Source organism: Pseudomonas sp. MWU12-3103b, from assembly GCF_023100615.1.
Lineage (GTDB): Bacteria > Pseudomonadota > Gammaproteobacteria > Pseudomonadales > Pseudomonadaceae > Aquipseudomonas > Aquipseudomonas putida_A.
In genome coordinates this window covers 1-19,708 of the sequence record NZ_JALMEY010000011.1, presented here as the reverse complement: position 1 = coordinate 19,708, position 19,708 = coordinate 1, and the positions used below count along the sequence as shown (strand labels likewise).

20 protein-coding genes and 1 pseudogene are annotated in these 19,708 nt (G+C 60.8%); 10 read left to right on the top strand and 11 right to left on the bottom strand.

Annotated elements, in window-relative coordinates; translation table 11 throughout:
* Positions 1-15 precede the first annotated feature (15 nt).
* Positions 16-306, bottom strand: coding sequence for a hypothetical protein (locus M0808_RS17415; protein WP_027614703.1), 291 nt, complete (start codon positions 304-306; stop codon positions 16-18).
* Between the two features lie 157 nt (positions 307-463).
* Between M0808_RS17415 and M0808_RS17410 the strand changes: the two genes are divergently transcribed.
* Positions 464-1,909 carry a SulP family inorganic anion transporter gene (locus M0808_RS17410; protein ID WP_134786023.1) on the top strand — a complete coding sequence of 482 codons (1,446 nt, stop codon included), beginning with the start codon at positions 464-466 and terminating at the stop codon, positions 1,907-1,909.
* A gap of 111 nt (positions 1,910-2,020) precedes the next feature.
* Here M0808_RS17410 and M0808_RS17405 read toward each other — a convergent pair whose 3' ends face one another.
* Positions 2,021-2,914, bottom strand: a complete 894-nt coding sequence (locus tag M0808_RS17405) for a DMT family transporter (protein ID WP_096795618.1) — start codon at positions 2,912-2,914, stop codon at positions 2,021-2,023.
* 88 nt (positions 2,915-3,002) lie between these two features.
* Here M0808_RS17405 and M0808_RS17400 point away from each other — a divergent pair, with 88 nt between their 5' ends.
* Together M0808_RS17400 and M0808_RS17395 are read left to right on the top strand one after the other, a co-directional pair.
* Complete coding sequence (locus M0808_RS17400) at positions 3,003-4,334, top strand: PLP-dependent aminotransferase family protein (RefSeq protein WP_247842006.1); 1,332 nt, start codon at positions 3,003-3,005, stop codon at positions 4,332-4,334.
* Positions 4,335-4,398: 64 nt separating this feature from the next.
* Positions 4,399-4,785, top strand: a complete 387-nt coding sequence (locus M0808_RS17395; protein WP_027614707.1) for a cytochrome c family protein — start codon at positions 4,399-4,401, stop codon at positions 4,783-4,785.
* Between the two features lie 63 nt (positions 4,786-4,848).
* Here the strand turns inward: M0808_RS17395 and M0808_RS17390 are convergent, their stop codons facing one another.
* From M0808_RS17390 to M0808_RS17380, 3 genes are all read right to left on the bottom strand, one after another.
* Entirely contained in the window at positions 4,849-6,492 is a 1,644-nt protein-coding gene (locus M0808_RS17390; protein WP_027614708.1) for a sensor domain-containing diguanylate cyclase, read from the bottom strand.
* Positions 6,493-6,718: 226 nt separating this feature from the next.
* Positions 6,719-7,081, bottom strand: a complete 363-nt coding sequence (locus M0808_RS17385) for a hypothetical protein (protein WP_247842005.1) — start codon at positions 7,079-7,081, stop codon at positions 6,719-6,721.
* Positions 7,082-7,205: 124 nt separating this feature from the next.
* Complete coding sequence (locus M0808_RS17380) at positions 7,206-7,775, bottom strand: chorismate mutase (RefSeq protein WP_247842004.1); 570 nt, start codon at positions 7,773-7,775, stop codon at positions 7,206-7,208.
* Positions 7,776-7,901: 126 nt separating this feature from the next.
* Here M0808_RS17380 and M0808_RS17375 point away from each other — a divergent pair, with 126 nt between their 5' ends.
* Positions 7,902-9,260, top strand: coding sequence for an MATE family efflux transporter (locus M0808_RS17375; protein WP_247842003.1), 1,359 nt, complete (start codon positions 7,902-7,904; stop codon positions 9,258-9,260).
* A gap of 98 nt (positions 9,261-9,358) precedes the next feature.
* The gene (locus M0808_RS17370; protein ID WP_247842002.1) at positions 9,359-9,919 is read left to right on the top strand and encodes a YceI family protein; all 561 of its coding nucleotides are present in this window, start codon (positions 9,359-9,361) and stop codon (positions 9,917-9,919) included.
* A gap of 15 nt (positions 9,920-9,934) precedes the next feature.
* On the opposite strand, the gene M0808_RS17365 is transcribed toward M0808_RS17370, so the two are convergent.
* On the bottom strand, positions 9,935-10,147 hold the full coding sequence (locus tag M0808_RS17365; protein WP_027614713.1) for a YXWGXW repeat-containing protein: 213 nt from the start codon (positions 10,145-10,147) through the stop codon (positions 9,935-9,937).
* A 41-nt stretch (positions 10,148-10,188) separates the two neighbouring features.
* Positions 10,189-10,512: a YXWGXW repeat-containing protein gene (locus tag M0808_RS17360; protein WP_247842001.1), complete on the bottom strand. Its 324-nt coding sequence runs from the start codon at positions 10,510-10,512 to the stop codon at positions 10,189-10,191.
* Between the two features lie 194 nt (positions 10,513-10,706).
* Between M0808_RS17360 and M0808_RS17355 the strand changes: the two genes are divergently transcribed.
* Positions 10,707-11,393, top strand: a complete 687-nt coding sequence (locus tag M0808_RS17355) for a GNAT family N-acetyltransferase (RefSeq protein ID WP_247842000.1) — start codon at positions 10,707-10,709, stop codon at positions 11,391-11,393.
* 199 nt (positions 11,394-11,592) lie between these two features.
* Here the strand turns inward: M0808_RS17355 and M0808_RS17350 are convergent, their stop codons facing one another.
* Positions 11,593-12,231, bottom strand: coding sequence for a TetR/AcrR family transcriptional regulator (locus M0808_RS17350; protein ID WP_096795609.1), 639 nt, complete (start codon positions 12,229-12,231; stop codon positions 11,593-11,595).
* Between the two features lie 86 nt (positions 12,232-12,317).
* Between M0808_RS17350 and M0808_RS17345 the strand changes: the two genes are divergently transcribed.
* Positions 12,318-12,905, top strand: a complete 588-nt coding sequence (locus M0808_RS17345; RefSeq protein WP_247841999.1) for an NAD(P)H-dependent oxidoreductase — start codon at positions 12,318-12,320, stop codon at positions 12,903-12,905.
* 92 nt (positions 12,906-12,997) lie between these two features.
* Here M0808_RS17345 and M0808_RS17340 read toward each other — a convergent pair whose 3' ends face one another.
* On the bottom strand, positions 12,998-14,116 hold the full coding sequence (locus M0808_RS17340) for a P1 family peptidase (RefSeq protein ID WP_247841998.1): 1,119 nt from the start codon (positions 14,114-14,116) through the stop codon (positions 12,998-13,000).
* 163 nt (positions 14,117-14,279) lie between these two features.
* Complete coding sequence (locus M0808_RS17335; protein ID WP_098968189.1) at positions 14,280-15,395, bottom strand: polyamine ABC transporter substrate-binding protein; 1,116 nt, start codon at positions 15,393-15,395, stop codon at positions 14,280-14,282.
* 111 nt (positions 15,396-15,506) lie between these two features.
* On the opposite strand from M0808_RS17335, the gene M0808_RS17330 reads away from it, so the two are divergent.
* The 3 genes from M0808_RS17330 to M0808_RS17320 all read left to right on the top strand — a co-directional run bounded on the left by M0808_RS17330 (position 15,507) and on the right by M0808_RS17320 (position 17,811).
* A complete protein-coding gene (locus M0808_RS17330; protein WP_247841997.1) occupies positions 15,507-16,286 on the top strand; it encodes a helix-turn-helix transcriptional regulator in 780 nt (259 codons plus the stop codon).
* A 652-nt stretch (positions 16,287-16,938) separates the two neighbouring features.
* On the top strand, positions 16,939-17,310 hold the full coding sequence (locus M0808_RS17325) for a hypothetical protein (protein WP_225138553.1): 372 nt from the start codon (positions 16,939-16,941) through the stop codon (positions 17,308-17,310).
* Between the two features lie 138 nt (positions 17,311-17,448).
* On the top strand, positions 17,449-17,811 hold the full coding sequence (locus M0808_RS17320; RefSeq protein ID WP_247842091.1) for a DUF6124 family protein: 363 nt from the start codon (positions 17,449-17,451) through the stop codon (positions 17,809-17,811).
* Between the two features lie 485 nt (positions 17,812-18,296).
* On the opposite strand, the pseudogene M0808_RS17315 reads toward M0808_RS17320, so the two are convergent.
* Positions 18,297-19,708: pseudogene (locus tag M0808_RS17315) on the bottom strand (hypothetical protein); the annotation flags it as partial.

The following is a 19,708-nucleotide window of genomic DNA, read 5'->3' as shown; positions in this document are numbered from 1 at the left end:
TTCACCGTGAAGCGCTCAGAGCTTCAACAGATTCTCGATCTGCGCCAGTTCCCAGGTACTGAGCAGATTCACCGGGTCGGTGCCGTAACGGCTGTTGAATTGCCATTCGCGGCCATCCGGGCAGCGGCACTGTTCACAGTGATGCAAGTGCCCACCCTCAAAATCAAGCAACAGGCGCCAGCCCTCGATATCGACCGCGATCAGTCCGGCATCACTGGGTGTCTTGGATCTGTTGAACATCAGCACGCCCAGCGCAGCCTCGCGCAAGCGCTGGCAGACGTCGCGGGCGGTCAGCAATGCAGTCATGGTCATACTCGGTGGAGGCATAAGCGCGTCAGGATAAATCGCTCGGCCAAGGGTGTCAGCGATCACTGGCCCGATTCCGAACTATTCCGTAACATCCGCTCCCCGCTTTTTTACGAACATCAGCGGCCGTACTCGTCGGCCGTCAGTCAGGTAAGCCATGAAACCGAAACGTCTGCGCGCCGATGTCCTGGCCGGACTCACCACCTCGTTTGCCCTGTTGCCCGAATGCATTGCGTTCGCGCTGGTGGCGCATCTCAATCCGCTGATGGGCCTGTACGGCGCCTTCATCATTTGTACGCTGACCGCGTTGTTCGGTGGCCGGCCGGGAATGGTCTCCGGGGCGGCGGGTTCGATGGCGGTGGTGATCGTCGCGCTGGTAGTGCAGCACGGCGTGCAGTACTTGCTGGCGACGGTGTTGCTCGGCGGTTTGATCATGATGGCGTTCGGCTTGTTGCGCCTGGGCAAACTGGTGCGCATGGTGCCGCATCCGGTGATGCTCGGTTTCGTCAACGGCCTGGCAATCATCATTGCACTGGCGCAACTGGAGCATTTCAAGAGCGGTGAACATTGGCTCAGCGGCACGCCGCTGTACCTGATGACCGGGCTGGTGCTGCTGACCATGGCCATCGTCTACATCCTGCCGCGCCTGACCCGCGCAGTGCCGCCGGCATTGGTGGCGATCCTCGGCGTGGGCCTGCTGGTCTACCTGTTCGGTCTGCCGACCCGCACCCTTGGCGACATGGCGCACATCGCCGGCGGTCTGCCGACTTTCGCGCTGCCGGACATCCCGTGGACGCTGGAAACCCTGCGCATCATCGCCCCGTACGCGATTCTGATGGCGCTGGTCGGTCTGCTGGAAACCCTGCTGACCCTGAACCTCACCGACGAAATCACCGAAACCCGCGGCTACCCGGATCGCGAGTGCGTGGCGCTGGGCGCGGCGAACGTGGTCTCGGGCGCGTTCGGTGGCATGGGCGGTTGCGCGATGATCGGCCAGACCGTGATCAACCTCAGCTCCGGCGGCCGCGGGCGTTTGTCCGGGGTGGTGGCGGGGGTGCTGATTCTGCTGTTCATCCTGTTTCTGTCGCCGCTGATCGAGTGTATTCCGCTGGCGGCACTGGTAGGGGTGATGTTCGTGGTCTCGCAGCAGACCTTCGCCTGGGCTTCGTTGCGGGTGTTGAACAAAGTGCCGCTCAACGATGTACTGGTGATCATCGCCGTGACCACTATCACCGTGTTCACCGACCTGGCCACGGCCGTGCTCTGCGGGATCATCATCGCCGCGCTGAATTTCGCCTGGCAGCAGGCCCGCGAGTTGTACGCCGATGAGCATCTTGAAGCCGACGGCAGCAAACTCTACCGCCTGCACGGCACGCTGTTTTTCGCCTCGACCACGCCGTTCCTCAACCAGTTCGACCCGGCCAATGACCCAGTACGAGTGACCCTCGATTGCCGACATTTGAGCTTCGTCGATTACTCGGCGATTGCCGCGTTGAAGACCCTGCGCGAGCGTTACGAAAAGGCGGGCAAGGAGCTGCAGGTGTTTCATCTGTCCGAGCGCTGCAAGAAGCTGTTGAAACGCGCCGGCGTCGAACACCACTGAGTGCAGTTGTGGGCGCGGCTTGCTCGCGAAGGCGGTATGTCGGTGAAACGGTATCGACTGCCACTACGCCTTCGAGCAAGCCCGCTCCCACAGAGGCGATGCCAAAGATCACTATCGGGAGAACTTCTTCGCCCCGGCCACACAAAGAATCACGCCCACCGTCACCACCAGCATGCCGATGCTGACTTGCTCATGCAGCAACGTCGCTGCCAGCGCCAGGCCGAAAAACGGTTGCAGCAACTGCAGTTGACCAACCGCGGCAATCCCGCCCTGGGCCAGGCCGCGATACCAGAACACGAACGCGATCAGCATGCTGAACAGCGAAACGTAGCCCAGACAGACCCATGCCGACACGCTGATGCCGCTGAAGGATGGTGGGGCCAGCCACAGGCTCGCAATTGCCATCGGTGGCAGCGACAAGACCAGCGCCCAACAGATCACCTGCCAGCCACCCAGGGTGCGCGACAGTTTTGCGCCTTCGGCATAACCCAGACCGCAGACCAGAATCGAGGCGAGCATCAGCAGGTCACCGGTGGGCGAGGCGGACAATCCCTGTGACAAGGCGAACCCCACCACCAGAGCACTGCCGAGGATTGAGAAGAACCAGAATACCGGGCGCGGACGCTCGCCACCGCGCAACACGCCAAACAGCGCAGTGGCCAATGGCAGCAAGCCGACAAAGACGATCGAATGCGCCGATGTCACGTGCTGCAATGCCAACGCCGTCAGCAGCGGGAAACCGAGCACGACGCCCAATGCCACGATCAGCAACGAAAACCACTGATCCCTGGACGGTCGCCGCTCACGGAACAACCACAACAGGGCAACGGCCAGGACGCCGGCAATGGCGGCGCGCGCGACGGTGAGAAACACCGGGTCAAACTCCAGCACGGCCAGGCGCGTCGCCGGCAGCGAGCCGCTGAAGCACACCACGCCAATAAAGCCGTTGATCCAGCCGCTGGTTTTTTCCAGTGCCGGGTTGCTCACGTTTGAAGTCCGTTCCATACGATTCACACTCATTGTGGGTTGCTTTGAGAGAATCCTATGATCGAGAATCAGGACAATCAAAAAATTGTCATGGATACATCCCGACATGTCCCGCTCTCGCTACAAGACCATCGTCGACACTTACGCCGCCGACATTCGCACCGGACGTCTGGCGCCCGGCACCCGTCTGCCGACGCACCGGCAACTGGCCACGCAGGAAGGGCTGGCGCTGGTCACGGCCTCGCGGGTGTACGCCGAACTCGAAGCCATGGGGCTGGTCAGCGGCGAAACCGGGCGCGGCACCTTCGTGCGCGAAACCTCGTTGTCGCCGGGGCAGGGCATCGACCAGAAAGACGTGGCCGTCGGCATGATCGACCTGAATTTCAACTACCCGTCCTTGCCCGGTCAGACGCAATTGTTGCGCACCGCACTGCGCCAGTTGGCGTTGTCGGGAGATCTGGAAGCATTATTGCGCTATCAGCCCCATGCCGGCCGGGCCCACGAACGGGCTTCGGTCGCGCGCCATTTGCTCAGCCGCGGTGTCAGCGTCGACGCCGAACAAGTGCTGCTGGTCAACGGCGCCCAGCAGGGGCTGGCGGTGACGCTGATGGCGTTGCTCAAGCCCGGCGATGTGATCGCCGCCGATGCGCTGACCTATTCCGGGTTCAAAGTGCTGGCCGAGGCGTTGCATCTGGAAGTGGTGGCGATCCCGGTCAACGAGCAGGGGCCGGATCTGGCCGCGCTGGAAAAACTCTGCCGCAGTCGCTCGGTGCGTGCGGTGTACAGCATGCCGACCCTGCACAACCCGCTTGGTTGGGTGATGCCTATCGAGCAGCGCGAAGAATTGGCTGCCATCGCGCGGCGGCATGATCTGACCCTTATCGAAGACGCGGCCTACGCTTTTCTGGTGGAGGACCCGCCGCGTCCTCTGATCGACCTGGCGCCTGAGCGCACGGTCTACGTTTCGGGCCTTTCGAAGAACATCGCCACCGGCCTGCGCGTCGGTTTCATTGCTGCGCCTGCGGCCCACGTTCCGGCACTGGAGCGGGTGATTCGCGCAACCACCTGGAACACCCCGGGACTGATGACCGCGATCGTCTGCGGCTGGCTCGACGACGGCACCGTGATCGAACTGGAAGCGCAAAAACGCCACGATGCTCAGGCGCGCCAGGCACTGGCTGCCGAGTTGCTCAAAGGGTTGCCATGCGTCGCCCATCCGAACTCGTATTTCCTGTGGCTGCCCTTGCCGGAAGACGTGCGTGCCGATCAGATTGTGGTGGAGCTGATGCAGAAGCAGATTTCGGTCACCACGGCCGAGCCGTTCGCCGTATCGGCCCATGTGCCGCATGCGATTCGATTGGCCCTGGGTTCGGTGGAAATGGATGTGTTGCGGCAGGCCTTGACCACCGTCAGGAAGGTCATTGCCGCTTACCTGTAAAACGAGGCCCGGGGGACAGATGTTACCCTTGCGCAGCCAGATTCAAGCCGTTCCGGAACCTTAGATGAAAAACACCGTTGCACTCTTGCTTGCCTTGACCGCCACCGCCGTACTGTTCAGCTCGACCACCCGCGCCGCAGGCGATCCGCAGGCCGGCGAAAAGATCTTCCCGCGCCTGTGCGGCGGCTGCCACCAGGTTGGCCCGGATGCGCGCCCGGGGTTCGGCCCGCAACTCAACGGCATCATCGGTCGAGCGGCCGGAACCTCGGCCAATTACGTGTATTCCGAGGCGATGAAAAACTCGGGCAAGACCTGGGACCGCGAAACGCTGACTGCGTATCTGAAAGATCCAAAGGGCGTGGTGCCGGGCACACGAATGATTTTCTGGGGGCTGAGTGACGAGGAGAAGATCGATAATTTGCTGGCGTATCTGCAGCAGTTCTCCAATTAAAGATTTTGCTCGGCCGGCCCGGCAAACCAGGCCAACGGCATTTGCGAAGTCAAAGAGGGCTGATCAAGCCACCTGATTACGGCCCGCCGCTTTCGCCTGATACAGCTGCTGGTCGGCACGTTTGATCAGCATCGTGTGGCTGTTGTCCGCCGGGTCGGCCAGCGCGACGCCAATGCTCACCGTGACCTGTCCGATCTCGGGAAAGTGCGCCTGGGCCACGGCGACACGGATCTTTTCGGCGACCACCTCTGGAGTATCAGGCTGGGCGACTTCCGGCAGCAGTACGGCGAATTCCTCGCCGCCATAACGGGCGACGAAGTCTGTGGCGCGCACGCTGACCTGAATGAGTTGCGCCAATTGCTGCAACACGTCGTCGCCAATCGCGTGGCCGTAGGTGTCGTTGATACGCTTGAAGTGATCGGCGTCGATCAGCAGCAGGGCAAACGGTCGCCCGGTGCGGCGGAACAGCAGACTGTACTCGCTGAGTTTTTCATCGAAGCGGCGACGGTTGTAGACGCCGGTCAGGGCGTCGTGGGTCGCCAGGTTCAACAGGTCGGCATTGGCCTGCATCAGTGCCGCGGTGCGCTGGGCGACGGTGGCTTCCAGCGAGGCGTTGGCTTCCTGCAGTTCGCGCTCCTTGGCCAGCAGCGACCGGGTCATGGCGTCGATCGACTGCCCAAGCTGGGCGATTTCCCGCACCGGGTGCTGCAGCGGGAAGTGTGCGCCGGGCTGTTGGTTCTGCACCTGTTTGGCCGAGTGCGCGAGTTGCTCGATCGGCCGGCTCAGATACTGCGCCAGATAGTACGCCACCAGCCCGAATGCCACGGCGGCGGCCACACCCAGCAGCAACAATTTATAGAGCAGCAGGCGCGCCGGCTCCAGAGCGGTGTCCAGTGGCTGGCGCACGGCAATCGACCAGGACAACGCCGTACTCGAAGGCGTCGGTACGGTGACCATGCTGGTCAGGTAACCGTTGCCGACCGACCAGCCCGGCGACTTCGAATCATTCACCGCCAGTTGCTGGCCCATCAGGGCTTCCGGGTACAGCACCTTGCCGTCGTGATCGATGATCAGCGCTTCGATATCCGGCGACGCATTTTTATGCGAGAACGCTGCCGATTCGACGATACGCGTCACCCAGCTCCAGTGCGCGTGCGCGCCCAGTACGCCAATCACCTGGCCGTCGGCGTTGCGGATCGGGGCGGCGAAGTCGATGAAACGCAGCGGTTCGCCGTTGGGCGTTCCCGGCAGCAGTTTGGCCAGCAACACCGCTTCGTGCGGGTCACCGGTGTACTCACCCCGCAGGCCAGCCTGGAACCATGGCCGTTGCTGCACCGATTGCCCGACCAGCAAATTATTCACCGCTTGATGCACATGGCCATCGGCATCGGTCACGCCCATCCACGCATACTCGGCCCGGGCCTGGGTGCGCAGTTGCATCGATTTGAGAATCGCCGGGTTGTCGAGGTCGCCGCGTTCCAGATGCGGCGCACGGCTGAGCAGGTAGACCTCCAGCTGGCGCTCGCGTAATTGGTCACCGAGCAACGTTGCCGCAGAACGCGCGGTATTGAGCAGTGAATTGCCGCTGACCTGTTTCATCTGTTCGGTGGCGATATGCCCGACATAGAAGCCGACGATCGCCAGGGTCAGCAGGGACAAACCGGCGAACCAGAGGGTCAGGTGACTTCGCAGACTGGCTTTGAGCATGGGCAGGCAAATTCTGTTTGGACGTTGTGGCCGCATGGTATGCGCATTAAGCGTCGGGCTGCCAGTCGGTCGCTTCGGATAAGCACCGTCGGAAGTTTCGCCAATGCCCTACAAGGCAAGATCCTTTCCGACGCGGGTTGTTGAAAAGAACCACGCCAGCAAACGACGAAATGCAAAAGCCCGGCTAATCAGGCCGGGCTTCTTTGACTGCTTTAGAGCCGTTGTTTTATGCATTGCGGCTTTCGATCAGACGATCCGAACCACCTTCAGCGACGCGGCGTTCCTGCAGACGATCCGAGCCACCTTCAGCGACACGGCGCTCCAGCAGACGATCCGAGCCACCTTCAGCGACACGGCGTTCTTGCAGACGATCCGAGCCACCTTCAGCGACACGGCGCTCCAGCAGACGATCCGAGCCACCTTCGGCAACACGGCGCTCCAGCAAACGATCAGAACCACCTTCAGCCAGACGGCTTTCAATCAACTTGTCCGAGCCGCCTTCAGCGACCAAGGTGTGAACGGGTGTTGCTGCAAAAGCGTTAACTGCAAGAACCGAGAAAGCGATGCCGAGGATGGTTTGGCGTTTCATGATCGTGTGCTCCGGGGTGTATTGGGTTGGTATGGAGCTGATGTTACGCCGCGGATTTTTTATGAGAACTTCATTGGCGTGATGGTGACTATCGACGCCAGCGATGTATGCCGCAAGTCCGGATTCAGAGCTTCTGCGCCCGAATGCATAGTTCTCCGGTGGCGCGGGTCAGGGCCAGATCATGCAGTGCGTCGTGTGTCAGGCCCTGCCGGGCCTTGGCCAGCCAGACCGGGCAATTCGGGTCGCGGCGATGCGGCGCGAAGTCGGCGTACTGGCGCAGCAGGCGGGTTTGCAGCTCGTCCAGGCGCGGACGAATCTGCCCGGCCAGATCCGGTCGCGGGGTGTCCGGCGCCGCACCAGCCGCCTGCCATTGCGCGAGCAATCCGTACTGCACCAGTTTGTTTGCCTCCATTTGTGCAGCGATCAACTGGGCGACTTCTTCGGGGTCGAGCTGGTGTTCGGTCGCCAGGTTGCGGGCATTGGCGATGACCTGGGCTTCGCGCGGGCTGTCCTGAATCGGCTTGCCACTGTCCCATTTGGTCAGGGCGACGAGGTCGCCGATGTTCAGGCGTTCGTTCAAGGTTGTCAGCAACGGACGCAACGATTCGGAGGAAACAGGGGGCTCGGCGGCGCCGGCAGCGTGGCTGAACAGAACCAGCAGGGAACAGGTCAGAGCATTTCGCAACGGAGTCATGGGCAGGCGCGTTCCACAAAAAATAGTGCCGACATTTAAGCCTTGAGCAGAGGCGATGTCGACCGACTTTATCCCGCCCATCTAGCGTAATATCCCTCGCATCTCCCACCCCGAGAACGATCCTCAATGCAAACCCCCGGCACCATCAAACCGCTCTGGCAAACCTACCTGCTGTTCCTTGCGCCGATGGTGTTGTCCAACTTCCTGCAATCGATGTCGGGCACGGTCAACAGCATTTACATTGGGCAGATGCTCGGTACGCAAGCGCTGGCGGCGGTGTCGGGGATGTTCCCGGTGATCTTTTTCTTTATCGCGCTGGTGATCGGCCTGGGCGCGGGCGCCGGGGTGTTGATCGGCCAGGCGTGGGGCGCGCGCGAGGCACACATGGTCAAGGCGATCGCCGGGGCAACGCTGTTGCTGGGGGTGTTGATCGGTTTGCTGGCGGCGGTACTCGGCAGCGTGTTTGCGCGTCAGGCATTGCAAGGGTTAGGAACGCCGGCGGATGTACTGGACGACGCAGTGGCGTATGCGCATGTGATGATGTGGATTCTGCCGTCGATGCTGGTGTTTGTGCTGTTCACGCAATTGCTGCGCGGAGTCAGCGACACCGTGTCGCCACTGTTGGCGCTGATCGTGTCGACCTCGGTCGGGCTGGCGCTGACCCCGGCGTTGATTCGTGGCTGGTTCGGTCTGCCACAGTTGGGCATTCAAAGTGCCGCCTTCGCCGGCCTGGCCGGTAACCTGTCGGCCATGACGTGGCTGGCGTGGCGGCTGATTCGCAAGGACCATCCGCTGGCGCCGGACCGCGAGTTCTTCGCGGCACTGCGCCTGGACGCGGCGATTCTCGGCAAGGTGCTGCGCATCGGCCTGCCGACCGGGGTGCAGATGATTGTGTTGTCGCTGTCGGAGCTGGTGATTCTGGCGCTGGTCAACCAGCACGGCTCGCAGGCGACAGCGGCCTATGGCGCGGTGACGCAGATCGTCAACTACGTACAGTTTCCGGCGCTGTCGATTGCCATCACCGCCTCGATCCTTGGCGCCCAGGCCATTGGTGCCGGGCAACTGCAACGCCTGGCAGCGATCCTGCGCACCGGGCTGTTGATCAACGTGTGCCTGACCGGCGGTTTGATTGTGCTCGGTTACCTGTTGTCGCACTGGCTGCTGGGATTGTTCCTGACCGAAGATTCGACCCGGGCGATGGCTGAGCACTTGCTGCACATCATGTTGTGGAGCCTGTTGGTGTTCGGCTTCCAGGCGATCATCGGCGGCATCATGCGCGCCAGCGGAACGGTGCTGGTGCCGGTGATTATTGCGATTGTCTGCGTGGTCGGCGTGCAGTTGCCGGCAGCTTACTGGCTGGACGGTCAGTACGGTTTGCAGGGCGTTTGGATGGCGTTCCCGGTGGCGTATCTGGGCATGCTGGTGTTGCAGACGCTGTATTACAAACTGGTCTGGCAGCATCAGAAGATCGAGCGGCTGGTCTGAGCCCGAGCCACATCGGCAGACAAATGACATGGCGCATTCGCCGGTTGTTTGCTTAAGTCAGTCGAGGCCTCGAAGGTTTGCCCTGTCCGGAGAATCCCATGCGTGCCCGATTCACCGCTGTGGCACTGTTTGCCTGCCTGTGCGTCACGAGCGCGGCGCAGGCTGCTGAATACAACCGCGTCAACACCACCGCCAGCCAGATCAGCTTTACCTACAACCAGATGGGCTCGCTGATGTACGGCACCTTCGGCAAGTTCGACGGGACACTGCAGTTCGACAGCGACAACCTCGCCGGCGCCCACACCACATTGCACATCGACCTCAACAGCATCGACGCCGGCAGCACTGACGCCAACACCGAACTGGTGAAACCGGCGTGGTTCGATACGCAGCGCTTTCCCGTGGCGGTGTTCGAGTCCAGCCGTTTTACCTGGGTCACGGGCAATCATTATCTGATCGCCGGCCAGCTCACCCTCAAGGGCATCACCCGCGAGGTGCAGGTGCCGGTCGAGCTGAAACCGGACAGTTCGATCGGCATTTTCGACGGTGAACTGGTGCTCAAGCGTGACCAGTTCGGACTCGGGGCGGGGGAGTGGGCGGACACTGTGGTGTCCAACGACATCGCGATCAAGTTCAAGGTGGTGGCGCCACAGCAGTGACGCCAGCCGCTCAGGTCAATAGGCGCGCCAGTGTCCCGGTGCCCAGCGCCACTCACGTCCATCCCAACGATAGTGACCGGCGACCCAGTGATAACCGGGCGCTGGCATGACCGGCACGACTTCCACCGGCGGCGGTGGCCGATGCGGTCGTACCGGTTCGACAATGCAGCCCGACAGGGTGATCGCGACCAGTGAGGCGGCGAGCAGGGTTTTCAGGTTTCGCGACATGGTGGTCTTCCCGGTAGATAAGTTGTTGTTGCCGAGCGGGTTCAACGGGCCCAGCGGCCTTCGACCCAGTACCAGTTAGGACCGCGCGCCTGCCAGTGGCCTGGTCGCCAGTGCGCGCCGTACCTCACCGGTTGCCAATGACCGGGCATCCACACGTAGCCGCGTCCTTCCCAGCGCCAATGGCCCTGATCCCAGACATAACCGGGGCGCGGGCCGGGCATCACTTCCATGCGCATCGGCGGCGGTGCCTGCTGAATGTAAACCGGGGGTTGTGCAAACACCGGGGTGCTGGCCAGCGCTGCCAGGGTCAGCGGCACCAGCAACAAGGCTTGCCGCCATTTGAACAGTGAACGCAAAACGCTCATGTGAACTCCTCAAGGCCTGCGTTAAAAAAGTGAACGCAGCTGAAGAATTGGACGCTAAATCGGCGAAAGATCCGAGCCTTGGCAGATGAAATTTTCTTCAGGTCAACCGTCAGCTTGCTTCGGTATTTCTTGCGACGGTGGCAGGCGTCGGGACACGGTATGATGTCGCGGTTTTCCGCCGGAGTTCAGTTGTCATGCCATGCATCACCCACTACAAATCCCCATGCCCCGAAAGCGTCAACAGCCAGATTCTGCAACTGGTGGTCGATTACCTGACCGACATCAGCGCGGTCGGTCTTGGCCCGAGCAATCTGCTGTACAACGTCTATCAGTACGCGGTCGGCTATGAGGTGCATCTGTATCTGGAGGCGCTGAATGGCGAGAAGGGCACCGAGGTGGAATTGCTGGTGGCGACGGCCGAGGACGACCCGGAGCGGGTCACCGGTTTCCTCTTGTACCTGCCGGTGCAAGGCGATTGGGAAGCGTGCAGCGTCGCCTACATGGCCGTGCGCGAAGGCTATCGGCGTCAGGGCGTGGCACGGGCGATGATCGGCGAGATGGTCAGCCGTTATCCGCATGCCGAACTGACCTGCAGTGTCGGCAAAGTGCCGTACTTCGAGGCGCTGGGTTTCGAGGTGATCGGCGCGCGCGAAACCCAGGTGTTGATGAGCACCCGGCATTACCGCAGCAATGGCCTGCGCGGTTTCATCAACACCTCACCGATCTATCGCTCGCTGGAAGTGCAGCAGATCCACACCTACCTGCTGCAGAAAAACGGCAAGCGCGCGATGCTCGATGCCGAAAAACAGCGCGACCGGCATCTGGATCAAACTACCCGTCACGTCGAAGAGTTTGTCCGTCAGCGCCTGACGCTGCACTGAGTCCTGAGTCCGGCGCAAAAAACGTACAAAAAAAGAGCCTCAAGGCTCTTTGATGGGGAGAAGTAGAGCCCATGAGGCTCAAGCTGCGCATGAAACAGGGAACAGGCTTGATTTGGGGTTCAGAACACCCGTTCCCTACGCAGTCGCTCAGGAGTGAAGCGCCTGCGTACCTTCATCATGGGAACGCGCGGGGGCCGACTCAAGTACCGCTAGTCGCACGGGCGGCGGCCCGTTCCACCATCGCGATGATGGTGGCGAACAATTCGTCCTTCGCTTGCCCGGCACTGATTTCAGCACTGGCGGCAGCATTCGACAACGCCTCGGCGGCACCGAGCATCGCGCGCAAACCGGCTTGGGTGATTTCCCCGCCAGCAGCCAGCGGTTGCAGCACACTGCGGCACTTTTCGAGGAAGATTGCCTCGTAGTCGCGCTTGATCTTTTCCAGCTCCGGCGTGCTGCCCAGCGCGGCAATCACTCCAGGAATCTCATTGCCCTGCAATAACACGCAATCGACGTACGCCGTGGCGATCACCGTCGCGGTGTCGATCAGCGTTGGCGGGCACTGGTCGATCGCTGCATCCATCACCGCAGTCTGGCGAGTATCGAAGTCGCGATACAGCGCCGCGAGCAAGCCCGAGCGAGTGGTGAAGTGGTCGTAGACCACCGGTTTGGTCACCCCGGCCTTGTCCGCCAGATAACCCAGGGTCAGGGCATCGGTGCCCTCGGCCCGAATGATCTGCCAGGCGACGTCGAGCAACTGGCGGTTGCGATCTTCGCGCGACAGGCGACGTCGCGGCTGGGCAGGGGAATCGGCTTCGGTCATTTCTGTGGTTGACATCGCTTATATACCAAACGTAACTTACTGTTCGTAACTTACCAAGAGTATATAGCCCTTGGTCAGCGCAAACTTACAGGAGAATGACCATGCACGCATTGATTGTTGTGGCGCATCACGAACCGCGTTCGCTGACCCACAGCGTGGCAACGCAGATTGCCGAGGGCTTGACCGGCGCCAACCCCGCCAATACCCGGGAAATCGCCGATCTTTACGCCGAGGGATTTCAGCCGGTGTTCGGCGCAGCGGATTTCGCCGTGCATCACCGCGAGGCGCAGCGGCCAGCCGACGTATTGGCTGAACAGGCGCGGATTGATCGGGCCGACGCTCTGGTGCTGGTGTTCCCGGTGTACTGGTGGTCGATGCCGGCGTTGCTCAAGGGTTGGATTGATCGGGTGTTCAGCAACGGCTGGGCGTTTGATTTCGCTGGCGACCTCAAGCATGTGAAGAAGCTGCAGCGCCTGCGCGTGCATCTGGTCGGCCTTGCAGGGGCCGATGAACGCGCCTACGAACGTCACGGTTATGGCCCGGCGATGAAGGCGCAGATCGAACACGGGATTTTCGATTACAGCGGGGCGACGGTGGTGAGTTCGACACTGATGGTGGAGTCGGAGGTGCGTGATCCGCAGGAGCATCTGCAAACGGCGCGACATATCGGCGCCCAGATGTTCACCTGAATCTCACCTCCTGCAGGAGCTGCCGAAGGCTGCGATCTTTTGATTTATGAAAGCAAGGTCAAAAGATCGCAGCGTGCCGCAGCTCCAACAGGTCAGCGGGCGCCGGGCCAGCCGGCCTTGGCGAGGGCGGCGAGCAGAGTTTCCTTATCCAGCCCAGGCACTGCATGCCCGTTGCCCGCGGTGCTCTCGCTGGCGAGCAGGGCGTTGATGATCGCTTCTTCGACCGCCTCGGTAGCCGCGAGGAACAGCTCGCTGATGTGGTCGTTGTTGACCATGCGCAAGCCGTCGCAGGTTGGCGCGCCTTTACCCTCGTAAGCGGCGGATGGCACCTGCTCGTTGCCGGTGGCAAAGGCAATGAAAATGTCGCCGCTGTGGTCTTCGTTACCGCCGCCGCTGCGCGCCAGACCGAGGCTGGCGCGCTGTGCCAGGCGCGTGCATTGATGCGGCAGCAGCGGTGCGTCGGTGGCCAGGCAGACCACGATCGAACCCATGCCCGGATGCGGCAGCGAAGCCCGCAGGAACGGCGAATCCACCTGTTCCATGTAACGGCCCACCGGATAACCGTCGACCCGCAACTCGCTGCGAATGCCGTGGTTGGCCTGCACGATCGCCCCCACGGTCCAACCGCCCTGAGCGCTGCTCAAACGGCGTGAGGCGCTGCCGATGCCGCCCTTGAATTCATGGCAGATCATGCCGCTGCCGCCACCGACGGCGCCTTCTTCAACGGCACCGTCATGCGCTGAGCTCAGCGCCTCGGCGACATGCTCGGGTTTGACGTGAAAACCGTTGATGTCGTTGAGCAAGCCATCGAAAGTTTCCAGCACCACCGGCATGTTCCAGTAGAGGCGCCCATCGTCCGGTTGCTGTTGGCGATCCAGCGCAATCAACGCATCGCGCACGACGCCGAGGCTGTGGGTGTTGGTGAAGGCGATGGGACTGGTCAGCAGCCCGGCCTCGCGAATCCACTCAAGGCCGGTGGCATCGCCATTGCCATTGAGCACATGCACCCCGGCGAAGCACGGTTGCTGGTTGGTCGAGCCGCGGCGCGGTTCGATCACTGTGACGCCGGTGCAGATGTCACGTCCGCTGTCGCTGCGGCCACGCACGTTACTGTGGCCGACGCGCACGCCGGGGACGTCGGTGATGGCGTTGAGCGGGCCGGGTTGCAGTTGGCCAATGCGGATGTTGAGGTCACGGGCACGAGGTTTCATGGGATGTCTCTCTATAAAAAGGCAGAAATGAATGAGCGGGGCTGAACGCGAAACCCTGTGGGAGCGCGGCTTACCCGCGAAGGCGGTGTGTCATTCAAAGGAGATGTTGACTGACCCGACGCATTCGCGAGCAAGCTCGCTCCCACAGGGAAATGTGTTGGGGTTACTGGCCGTTCTTGACCTTGCTCCACACCCGCGTGCGCACGCGTTCGGTGGCTTTGGGCAGCGGTTCCAGGGTGTACAACGTGGCCATCGCCGCGGCCGACGGATACACCGCCGGGTTATCCCGGGTGGCCGCAGCCACCAGTGGCGTCGCGGCGCGGTTGCCGTTGGGGTACGACAGGTGATCACTGACCGGCGCGATCACTTCCGGGCGCAGCAGGTAGTCGATAAACGCCAGACCCTGAGCGCGGTTCGGCGCATCCTTGAGCAGCACCAGCGTGTCGAACCACACCGGCGCGCCTTCCTTGGGCAGGCTGTAGGCGATCTTCACGCCGTTGTTGGCCTGCTCGGCGTTGGTCTTGGCTTCGAGCATTGCACCGGACCAGCCGACTGCCACGCAGATGTTGCCGTTGGACAGGTCACTGATGAATTTCGACGAGTTGAAGTAGGCAATGTGCGGGCGCAATTTGAGCAGCAGCGCTTCGGCTTTCTGGTAGTCCTCGGGGTTGGTGCTGTTGGGCGGCAAGCCCAGGTAGTGCAGGGCGACCGGGAGCATTTCCGACGGCGAGTCGAGCATCGCCACCCCGCACTGGCCGAGCTTGGCGAGGTTCTCTTCCTTGAACACCAGATCCCACGAATCCAGCGGTGCCTTGTCGCCGAGTGCGGCGCGCACTTTGTCGACGTTGTAGCCGATGCCGTTGGTGCCCCACAGATAAGGCACGGCATATTGATTGCCGGGATCGTTGTTGGCCAGTTTGCTCAGCAGATCGCTGTCCAGATTGTTCCAGCCCGGCAATTGATCGCGCGGCAGCGGGGCGAGGGCGCCGGCCTTGATCAGCGTCGGCAGGCTGAAGTTGCTCGCCACCACCACGTCGTAACCGCTGCGGCTGGTCAGCAGTTTGCCTTCGAGCACTTCGGCGCTGTCGAAGGTGTCGTAAACCGGTTGAATGCCGCTGTCGCGCTTGAAGTCAGCCAACGTCGTAGGGCCGATGTAGTCGTACCAGTTGTAAACGTGCACGCTCGGCGCATCGGCGGCACTGGCGACGGATGCGACGCCAAAACAGGCGAGCAGGCCAAGGTTGATGCCCCGGTTGATATAGCCACGACGACAACGCATGATGCGGCACTCCTGGCCTGCGGCAGGCCGGTGATTGACAGGAGTGCTCAGCCTATCGGGGCGGGCACGCCTGACCCATTCCCATCATGGGTTACTCAAAAGGGGTAGAGCGTGGACGCGTTGTTGCAGGAGTTGCCGGTGCACCAAAGTCTGGCGCGGGTGTTTGCCGCCGTCGGCCAGGACGCTTTCTGGCGCGCGTTGGTCGACACGCTGCGCCTGCTGGTGCCGCTGGACAACGCGCTGGTGGCGTTGATGAAGGCGGGGCAGGCACCGCAATTGCTGATTGACTTCGACAGCAAGGGCCGCGCCGACGAGCAGGAAGAACTGGCCAGCTACACCGCTGGCATGTATCTGCTCGATCCGTTCTACCAAACCGCCTCGACCGGCATCGCCGACGGCCTGCACAGCCTGGCCTCGGTGGCGCCGGACCAGTTTCTGCACAGCGAGTATTACCAGAGCTATTTTCGCTCGGTGGTCGGTGAGGACGAGTTGCAGTTCATGATCAACATCGAAGGCGGCGTGCTTGGCCTGTCACTCGGGCGCTCGACGACTTTCGATCTGGCCGAACAGGGTCGTCTGCTGTGCGTGCGCGACTGGGTGCTGGCGGCGATGCGCCGACACGTGCAGCTGTTGCCGCCACAAGGGACCGGCACCGAGTCGGTGGCGGGGGATTTGGCAACGCTGCTCGATCGCTTCGATGCGCGCCTGACCACCCGCGAAGTCGACACCGCGCGGTTGATTCTGCAGGGCTTTTCCAGCAAGGCCATCGCCCAGCAGATGGGCATCTCGCCGGAGACGGTGAAAGTGCATCGGCGCAATCTCTATCACAAGCTCAATGTGAACGGGCATGGCGAGCTGTTTGCGCTGGTGTTGCGTCCACCGACTGCCTGAACCTGTGGGAACTGGCTTGCCAGCAATGACGCCCTTACAGCCAACCAATCCCCAAATGAATACACCCAATACAACTGTAAGGGCCAGCCTGCTGGCGAAGGCGGCTCACCAGCCAACCAATCCCAAACTGAATGCACTCAGTCAAATTGTGGGAGCGGGCTTGCTCGCGATGGCGGCCTGCCAACCGACCAACCTCCCACCTGAATGCACTCATTCCAACTGTGGGAGCGGGCTTGCTCGCGAAAGCGGCCTGCCAGACAAAATAAAAACAACAGAGCAAACGCCGCACATAAACATCACCCCGCAACCACGTTTAAAGTACACGAACCGTTACGCCATACCGGCTACAACGCCTTGCGCCGTTACCTACGCGTACGCCAGAATCCGCCGGCTTACACGGCTATGGGCCGGGCTATATCGTTTCCCTGTCACTGAAAATCAGTGATCGGGTTTGGTAGCCCGTCTGTAATAGCTGTATGGCAACACCTTTGCAGTCCCTTTGTGGGGCTCGTTTTTATGGTGGTCATGCGTGGGGCTCACTCGTGAGCGCCGGGTTCCTATTGCAGCCGGTCTACCAACCCGCGTATGGCCACCACCCCTCGTTTGGTAGCGAGAGTGATGGCTCCTGAATAACTGCAATAGGAGTACATCCATGTTCAAAGCCACACCCAACCCCCCGGACACTTCGATCCCGTACGACCCAGCCCTCGACCCGCAGAAGATAAAAGCGGCAACCGACCGCGCCATCAACTTCTACCTCAACCCCGGCGCACTGAAGATCTCGATCCCTTCAACCTCGTCATGCAAGGCGAACAGAATCTTCCTCATCGACCCCACCGTGGACGAAGAAACCTTGCTCGTCGAAGCCTGCGAATCCTTAGCCGCGGCCAGCGACATGGCCCGTGATATCGGCGACTCCGTCGACAACCCACAGCGCCGGGCCATGCTGATGCTGCATCAGGTGATCATGCTCAGTGAACTGATGGTCAACCGGGTACTCGATGGCCGCCGCGTGCCGAACTAACTGCCCGGTCCCCCTGTAGGAGCTGCCGCAGGCTGCGATCTTTTGATTTTGTTTTTCAAGATCAAGATCAATAGATCGCAGCCTGCGGCAGCTCCTACAGTGAGTAATCCTTTCAAAGTGCCCCGATCGGAGTTCCAGCTGACGCCCGAAACCTCAACCAATCCGCCAATCACAGACCCGCTATCACCCTACGAATCCCTCAACTCCAGAAAACTCCACGAAGCCGCCGAACGCGCCCTCGACCACTACCTCGCGCCCGCGCAAATCATGGCCACACCCTACATCCCCAGCAGCATGTTCCTGGTCAACCCACAAACCGACACCGAATCCCTGTTGGCCAACGCCTGCGAATCCCTGGCCTCGGCCACGGTCATGCTCGGCGATTTCGCCGGCACGCTGGAGGGGCCGAGTCGTAATACGGTGTTGGGCATTGCGCAGGTGGTGATGCTGGGGGAGTTGGCGGTGAATCAGGCGCTGGATAATGTTGTGCCCAAGGAATAGGTGCTGACAGTTCTGGCCTCTTCGCGAGCAAGCCCGCTCCCACAGTGGATCTGCGTTAGTCACAGGTTATGTGTCCGGCAAAGATTCCTTGTAGACGTGAGTCTATTAAATAAGTTCGTCCCCTTATCCCGCCTTATTCCAGATTGTTTTTCGCAGCCCAAGAATTGGCCTGCATATACTTTGTGTAATGGAGGTGAGTATTTGGATAAAACTGTGCTCGGGTCAATTGGTCGGGGTAGCACTTTCGTGGGAAAACGTTACCCCTGCCAATAGCCTCCTGTGTTCACTTTAGTTCATCGAAAATACACCAGCTTTAGTGCAAGTGCTAAGCACCTCCCCATCCAGGAGAGGCGCTTAGCGTGGATTGCCGGTTTTCGTGTCAGCGATGCTCTTGGAAAAGTGATCTTCTCTGACCTTATGTTTTTTTGAGGGGCCACCTTTTGTTTACCGCCGCCCCTTCATTGATGTGAATAATAGAGGAGCTTTTAGCTTTTGAAAGTGATCTCCGTTATCATAAGTAGAGCCATTGTAGAGTTCGAAGTCAGCGACTTGATCTCGAACTTTAGTGTATCGAACGCCTGGCCGTTGATTGGGGCATATTCTCCATCAACTGAAATGCTTTGTTCGAGAGAGCCCCGGAAGAGCTCTTTTGAGTCCACCACAACATTTTTTTGCAGGAACGCAAGTTTGAGGTAAAAAGGCTGAAAGCTATTGCTTGAGTCAAGATATCCATTGATGATTGCACTCTTGGAACTCCCATGCTTCAGTGCTAAGGAGTACGCAAGTATATTTTGAGCAGTCCGGGTGTCCGTTACAACAAACAAGTGCGGCCATGGCACCATATCCAAGTTAACCCTATGGTTCCAATTGTTAAAATAGCCCCCGAAGGATTCAGTAAGCGTTACTCTAGAGTTGTCCCCCTGCATGGATTGCCCCGGTTGTTTGAGGGTCACGGAGGCTGACGGATATGAACTAAAATCTTCAACGAGGTCAACGAGATCGGCCACGACCACGATCCACGAATCCGATGCCTGCTCACTGCCATATCTGGCGATGGCGGTGAAGCTGTGATCACCCACGCTCAAGCCCGTTACAGTCAACTTCCACAGGCCCGTCGCAGGATCAACCATCGCCTCTCCCTTGTCGGTATCACCATCCTTGACCTGGACTTTCTGACCTTTAGCCCCGGTGCCCTCAAGCGTAATCGAGTTGTCGCCAGTCGTGCCGCCCGGGAGAATCTCATTCCCTTTGGAGTCTTTCGCACCGGTAATTTCTGGGCGCACATCCTCAATCGCTTTGATCGTATAAGTGCGCAACGGAAACTCCACCGCCTCACTCTCCACCGTGCTCTGACCAAGCGCCGCTTTAAACGCCAGTGCCAGGCTGCTGCCATCCTGCAGAGCTTTGAGCTCATCGGCTGGAAGCGGAAAAGTGAAGAACCGGTCAGCGATCCAGTCGGGGTTGGTGAAGGCCGTCGGTGCGCTCCAGATCTCGCGTGTGTAGGCGCTGCCGTCGGCATTGGTCCCGCGCAGACGCAACCAGACGTATTGGTTGAGGGCGATCAGCGGCCAGTCACCCATGCGTACGGACGCTTGGGTCAGGTTGCCGGTATGCAGTTCCGGGCCGGCGCCGTTGTTGTCGGCCTGCTCGATGGTGGGGCCGGCCAACGCGCTCTGCGGCATTGCTTGCACCGTCAGGTCAAATTCCCGGGACGGTGTTGGATGACCATCAATGATGACGACGTAGGAGATTTTTACCTGCTTACCCAGATTGAACGCCACCACGCTGTTGGGGATCGCAAACTCAAGCCCTTCGCTTACCGCGCGCGGCACTGAGGTGTGCGACCCGCCGGCCGGTGTGCCGTCAGCGCCAGTCCAGGTGACGCTGATTGCATGGT

What these genes read in the sequence shown, in the direction of transcription:
- M0808_RS17335 (WP_098968189.1), bottom strand. Translation starts at nt 15,395, where the DNA reads ATGCGTTGTCGTCGTGGCTATATCAACCGGGGCATCAACCTTGGCCTG.
- M0808_RS17340 (WP_247841998.1), bottom strand. Translation starts at nt 14,116, where the DNA reads ATGAAACCTCGTGCCCGTGACCTCAACATCCGCATTGGCCAACTGCAA.
- M0808_RS17410 (WP_134786023.1), top strand. Translation starts at nt 464, where the DNA reads ATGAAACCGAAACGTCTGCGCGCCGATGTCCTGGCCGGACTCACCACC.
- M0808_RS17325 (WP_225138553.1), top strand. Translation starts at nt 16,939, where the DNA reads ATGTTCAAAGCCACACCCAACCCCCCGGACACTTCGATCCCGTACGAC.
- M0808_RS17365 (WP_027614713.1), bottom strand. Translation starts at nt 10,147, where the DNA reads ATGTCGCGAAACCTGAAAACCCTGCTCGCCGCCTCACTGGTCGCGATC.
- M0808_RS17405 (WP_096795618.1), bottom strand. Translation starts at nt 2,914, where the DNA reads ATGGAACGGACTTCAAACGTGAGCAACCCGGCACTGGAAAAAACCAGC.
- M0808_RS17360 (WP_247842001.1), bottom strand. Translation starts at nt 10,512, where the DNA reads ATGAGCGTTTTGCGTTCACTGTTCAAATGGCGGCAAGCCTTGTTGCTG.
- M0808_RS17345 (WP_247841999.1), top strand. Translation starts at nt 12,318, where the DNA reads ATGCACGCATTGATTGTTGTGGCGCATCACGAACCGCGTTCGCTGACC.
- M0808_RS17380 (WP_247842004.1), bottom strand. Translation starts at nt 7,775, where the DNA reads ATGACTCCGTTGCGAAATGCTCTGACCTGTTCCCTGCTGGTTCTGTTC.
- M0808_RS17350 (WP_096795609.1), bottom strand. Translation starts at nt 12,231, where the DNA reads ATGTCAACCACAGAAATGACCGAAGCCGATTCCCCTGCCCAGCCGCGA.
- M0808_RS17370 (WP_247842002.1), top strand. Translation starts at nt 9,359, where the DNA reads ATGCGTGCCCGATTCACCGCTGTGGCACTGTTTGCCTGCCTGTGCGTC.
- M0808_RS17395 (WP_027614707.1), top strand. Translation starts at nt 4,399, where the DNA reads ATGAAAAACACCGTTGCACTCTTGCTTGCCTTGACCGCCACCGCCGTA.
- M0808_RS17390 (WP_027614708.1), bottom strand. Translation starts at nt 6,492, where the DNA reads ATGCTCAAAGCCAGTCTGCGAAGTCACCTGACCCTCTGGTTCGCCGGT.
- M0808_RS17375 (WP_247842003.1), top strand. Translation starts at nt 7,902, where the DNA reads ATGCAAACCCCCGGCACCATCAAACCGCTCTGGCAAACCTACCTGCTG.
- M0808_RS17400 (WP_247842006.1), top strand. Translation starts at nt 3,003, where the DNA reads ATGTCCCGCTCTCGCTACAAGACCATCGTCGACACTTACGCCGCCGAC.
- M0808_RS17385 (WP_247842005.1), bottom strand. Translation starts at nt 7,081, where the DNA reads ATGAAACGCCAAACCATCCTCGGCATCGCTTTCTCGGTTCTTGCAGTT.
- M0808_RS17355 (WP_247842000.1), top strand. Translation starts at nt 10,707, where the DNA reads ATGCCATGCATCACCCACTACAAATCCCCATGCCCCGAAAGCGTCAAC.
- M0808_RS17415 (WP_027614703.1), bottom strand. Translation starts at nt 306, where the DNA reads ATGACTGCATTGCTGACCGCCCGCGACGTCTGCCAGCGCTTGCGCGAG.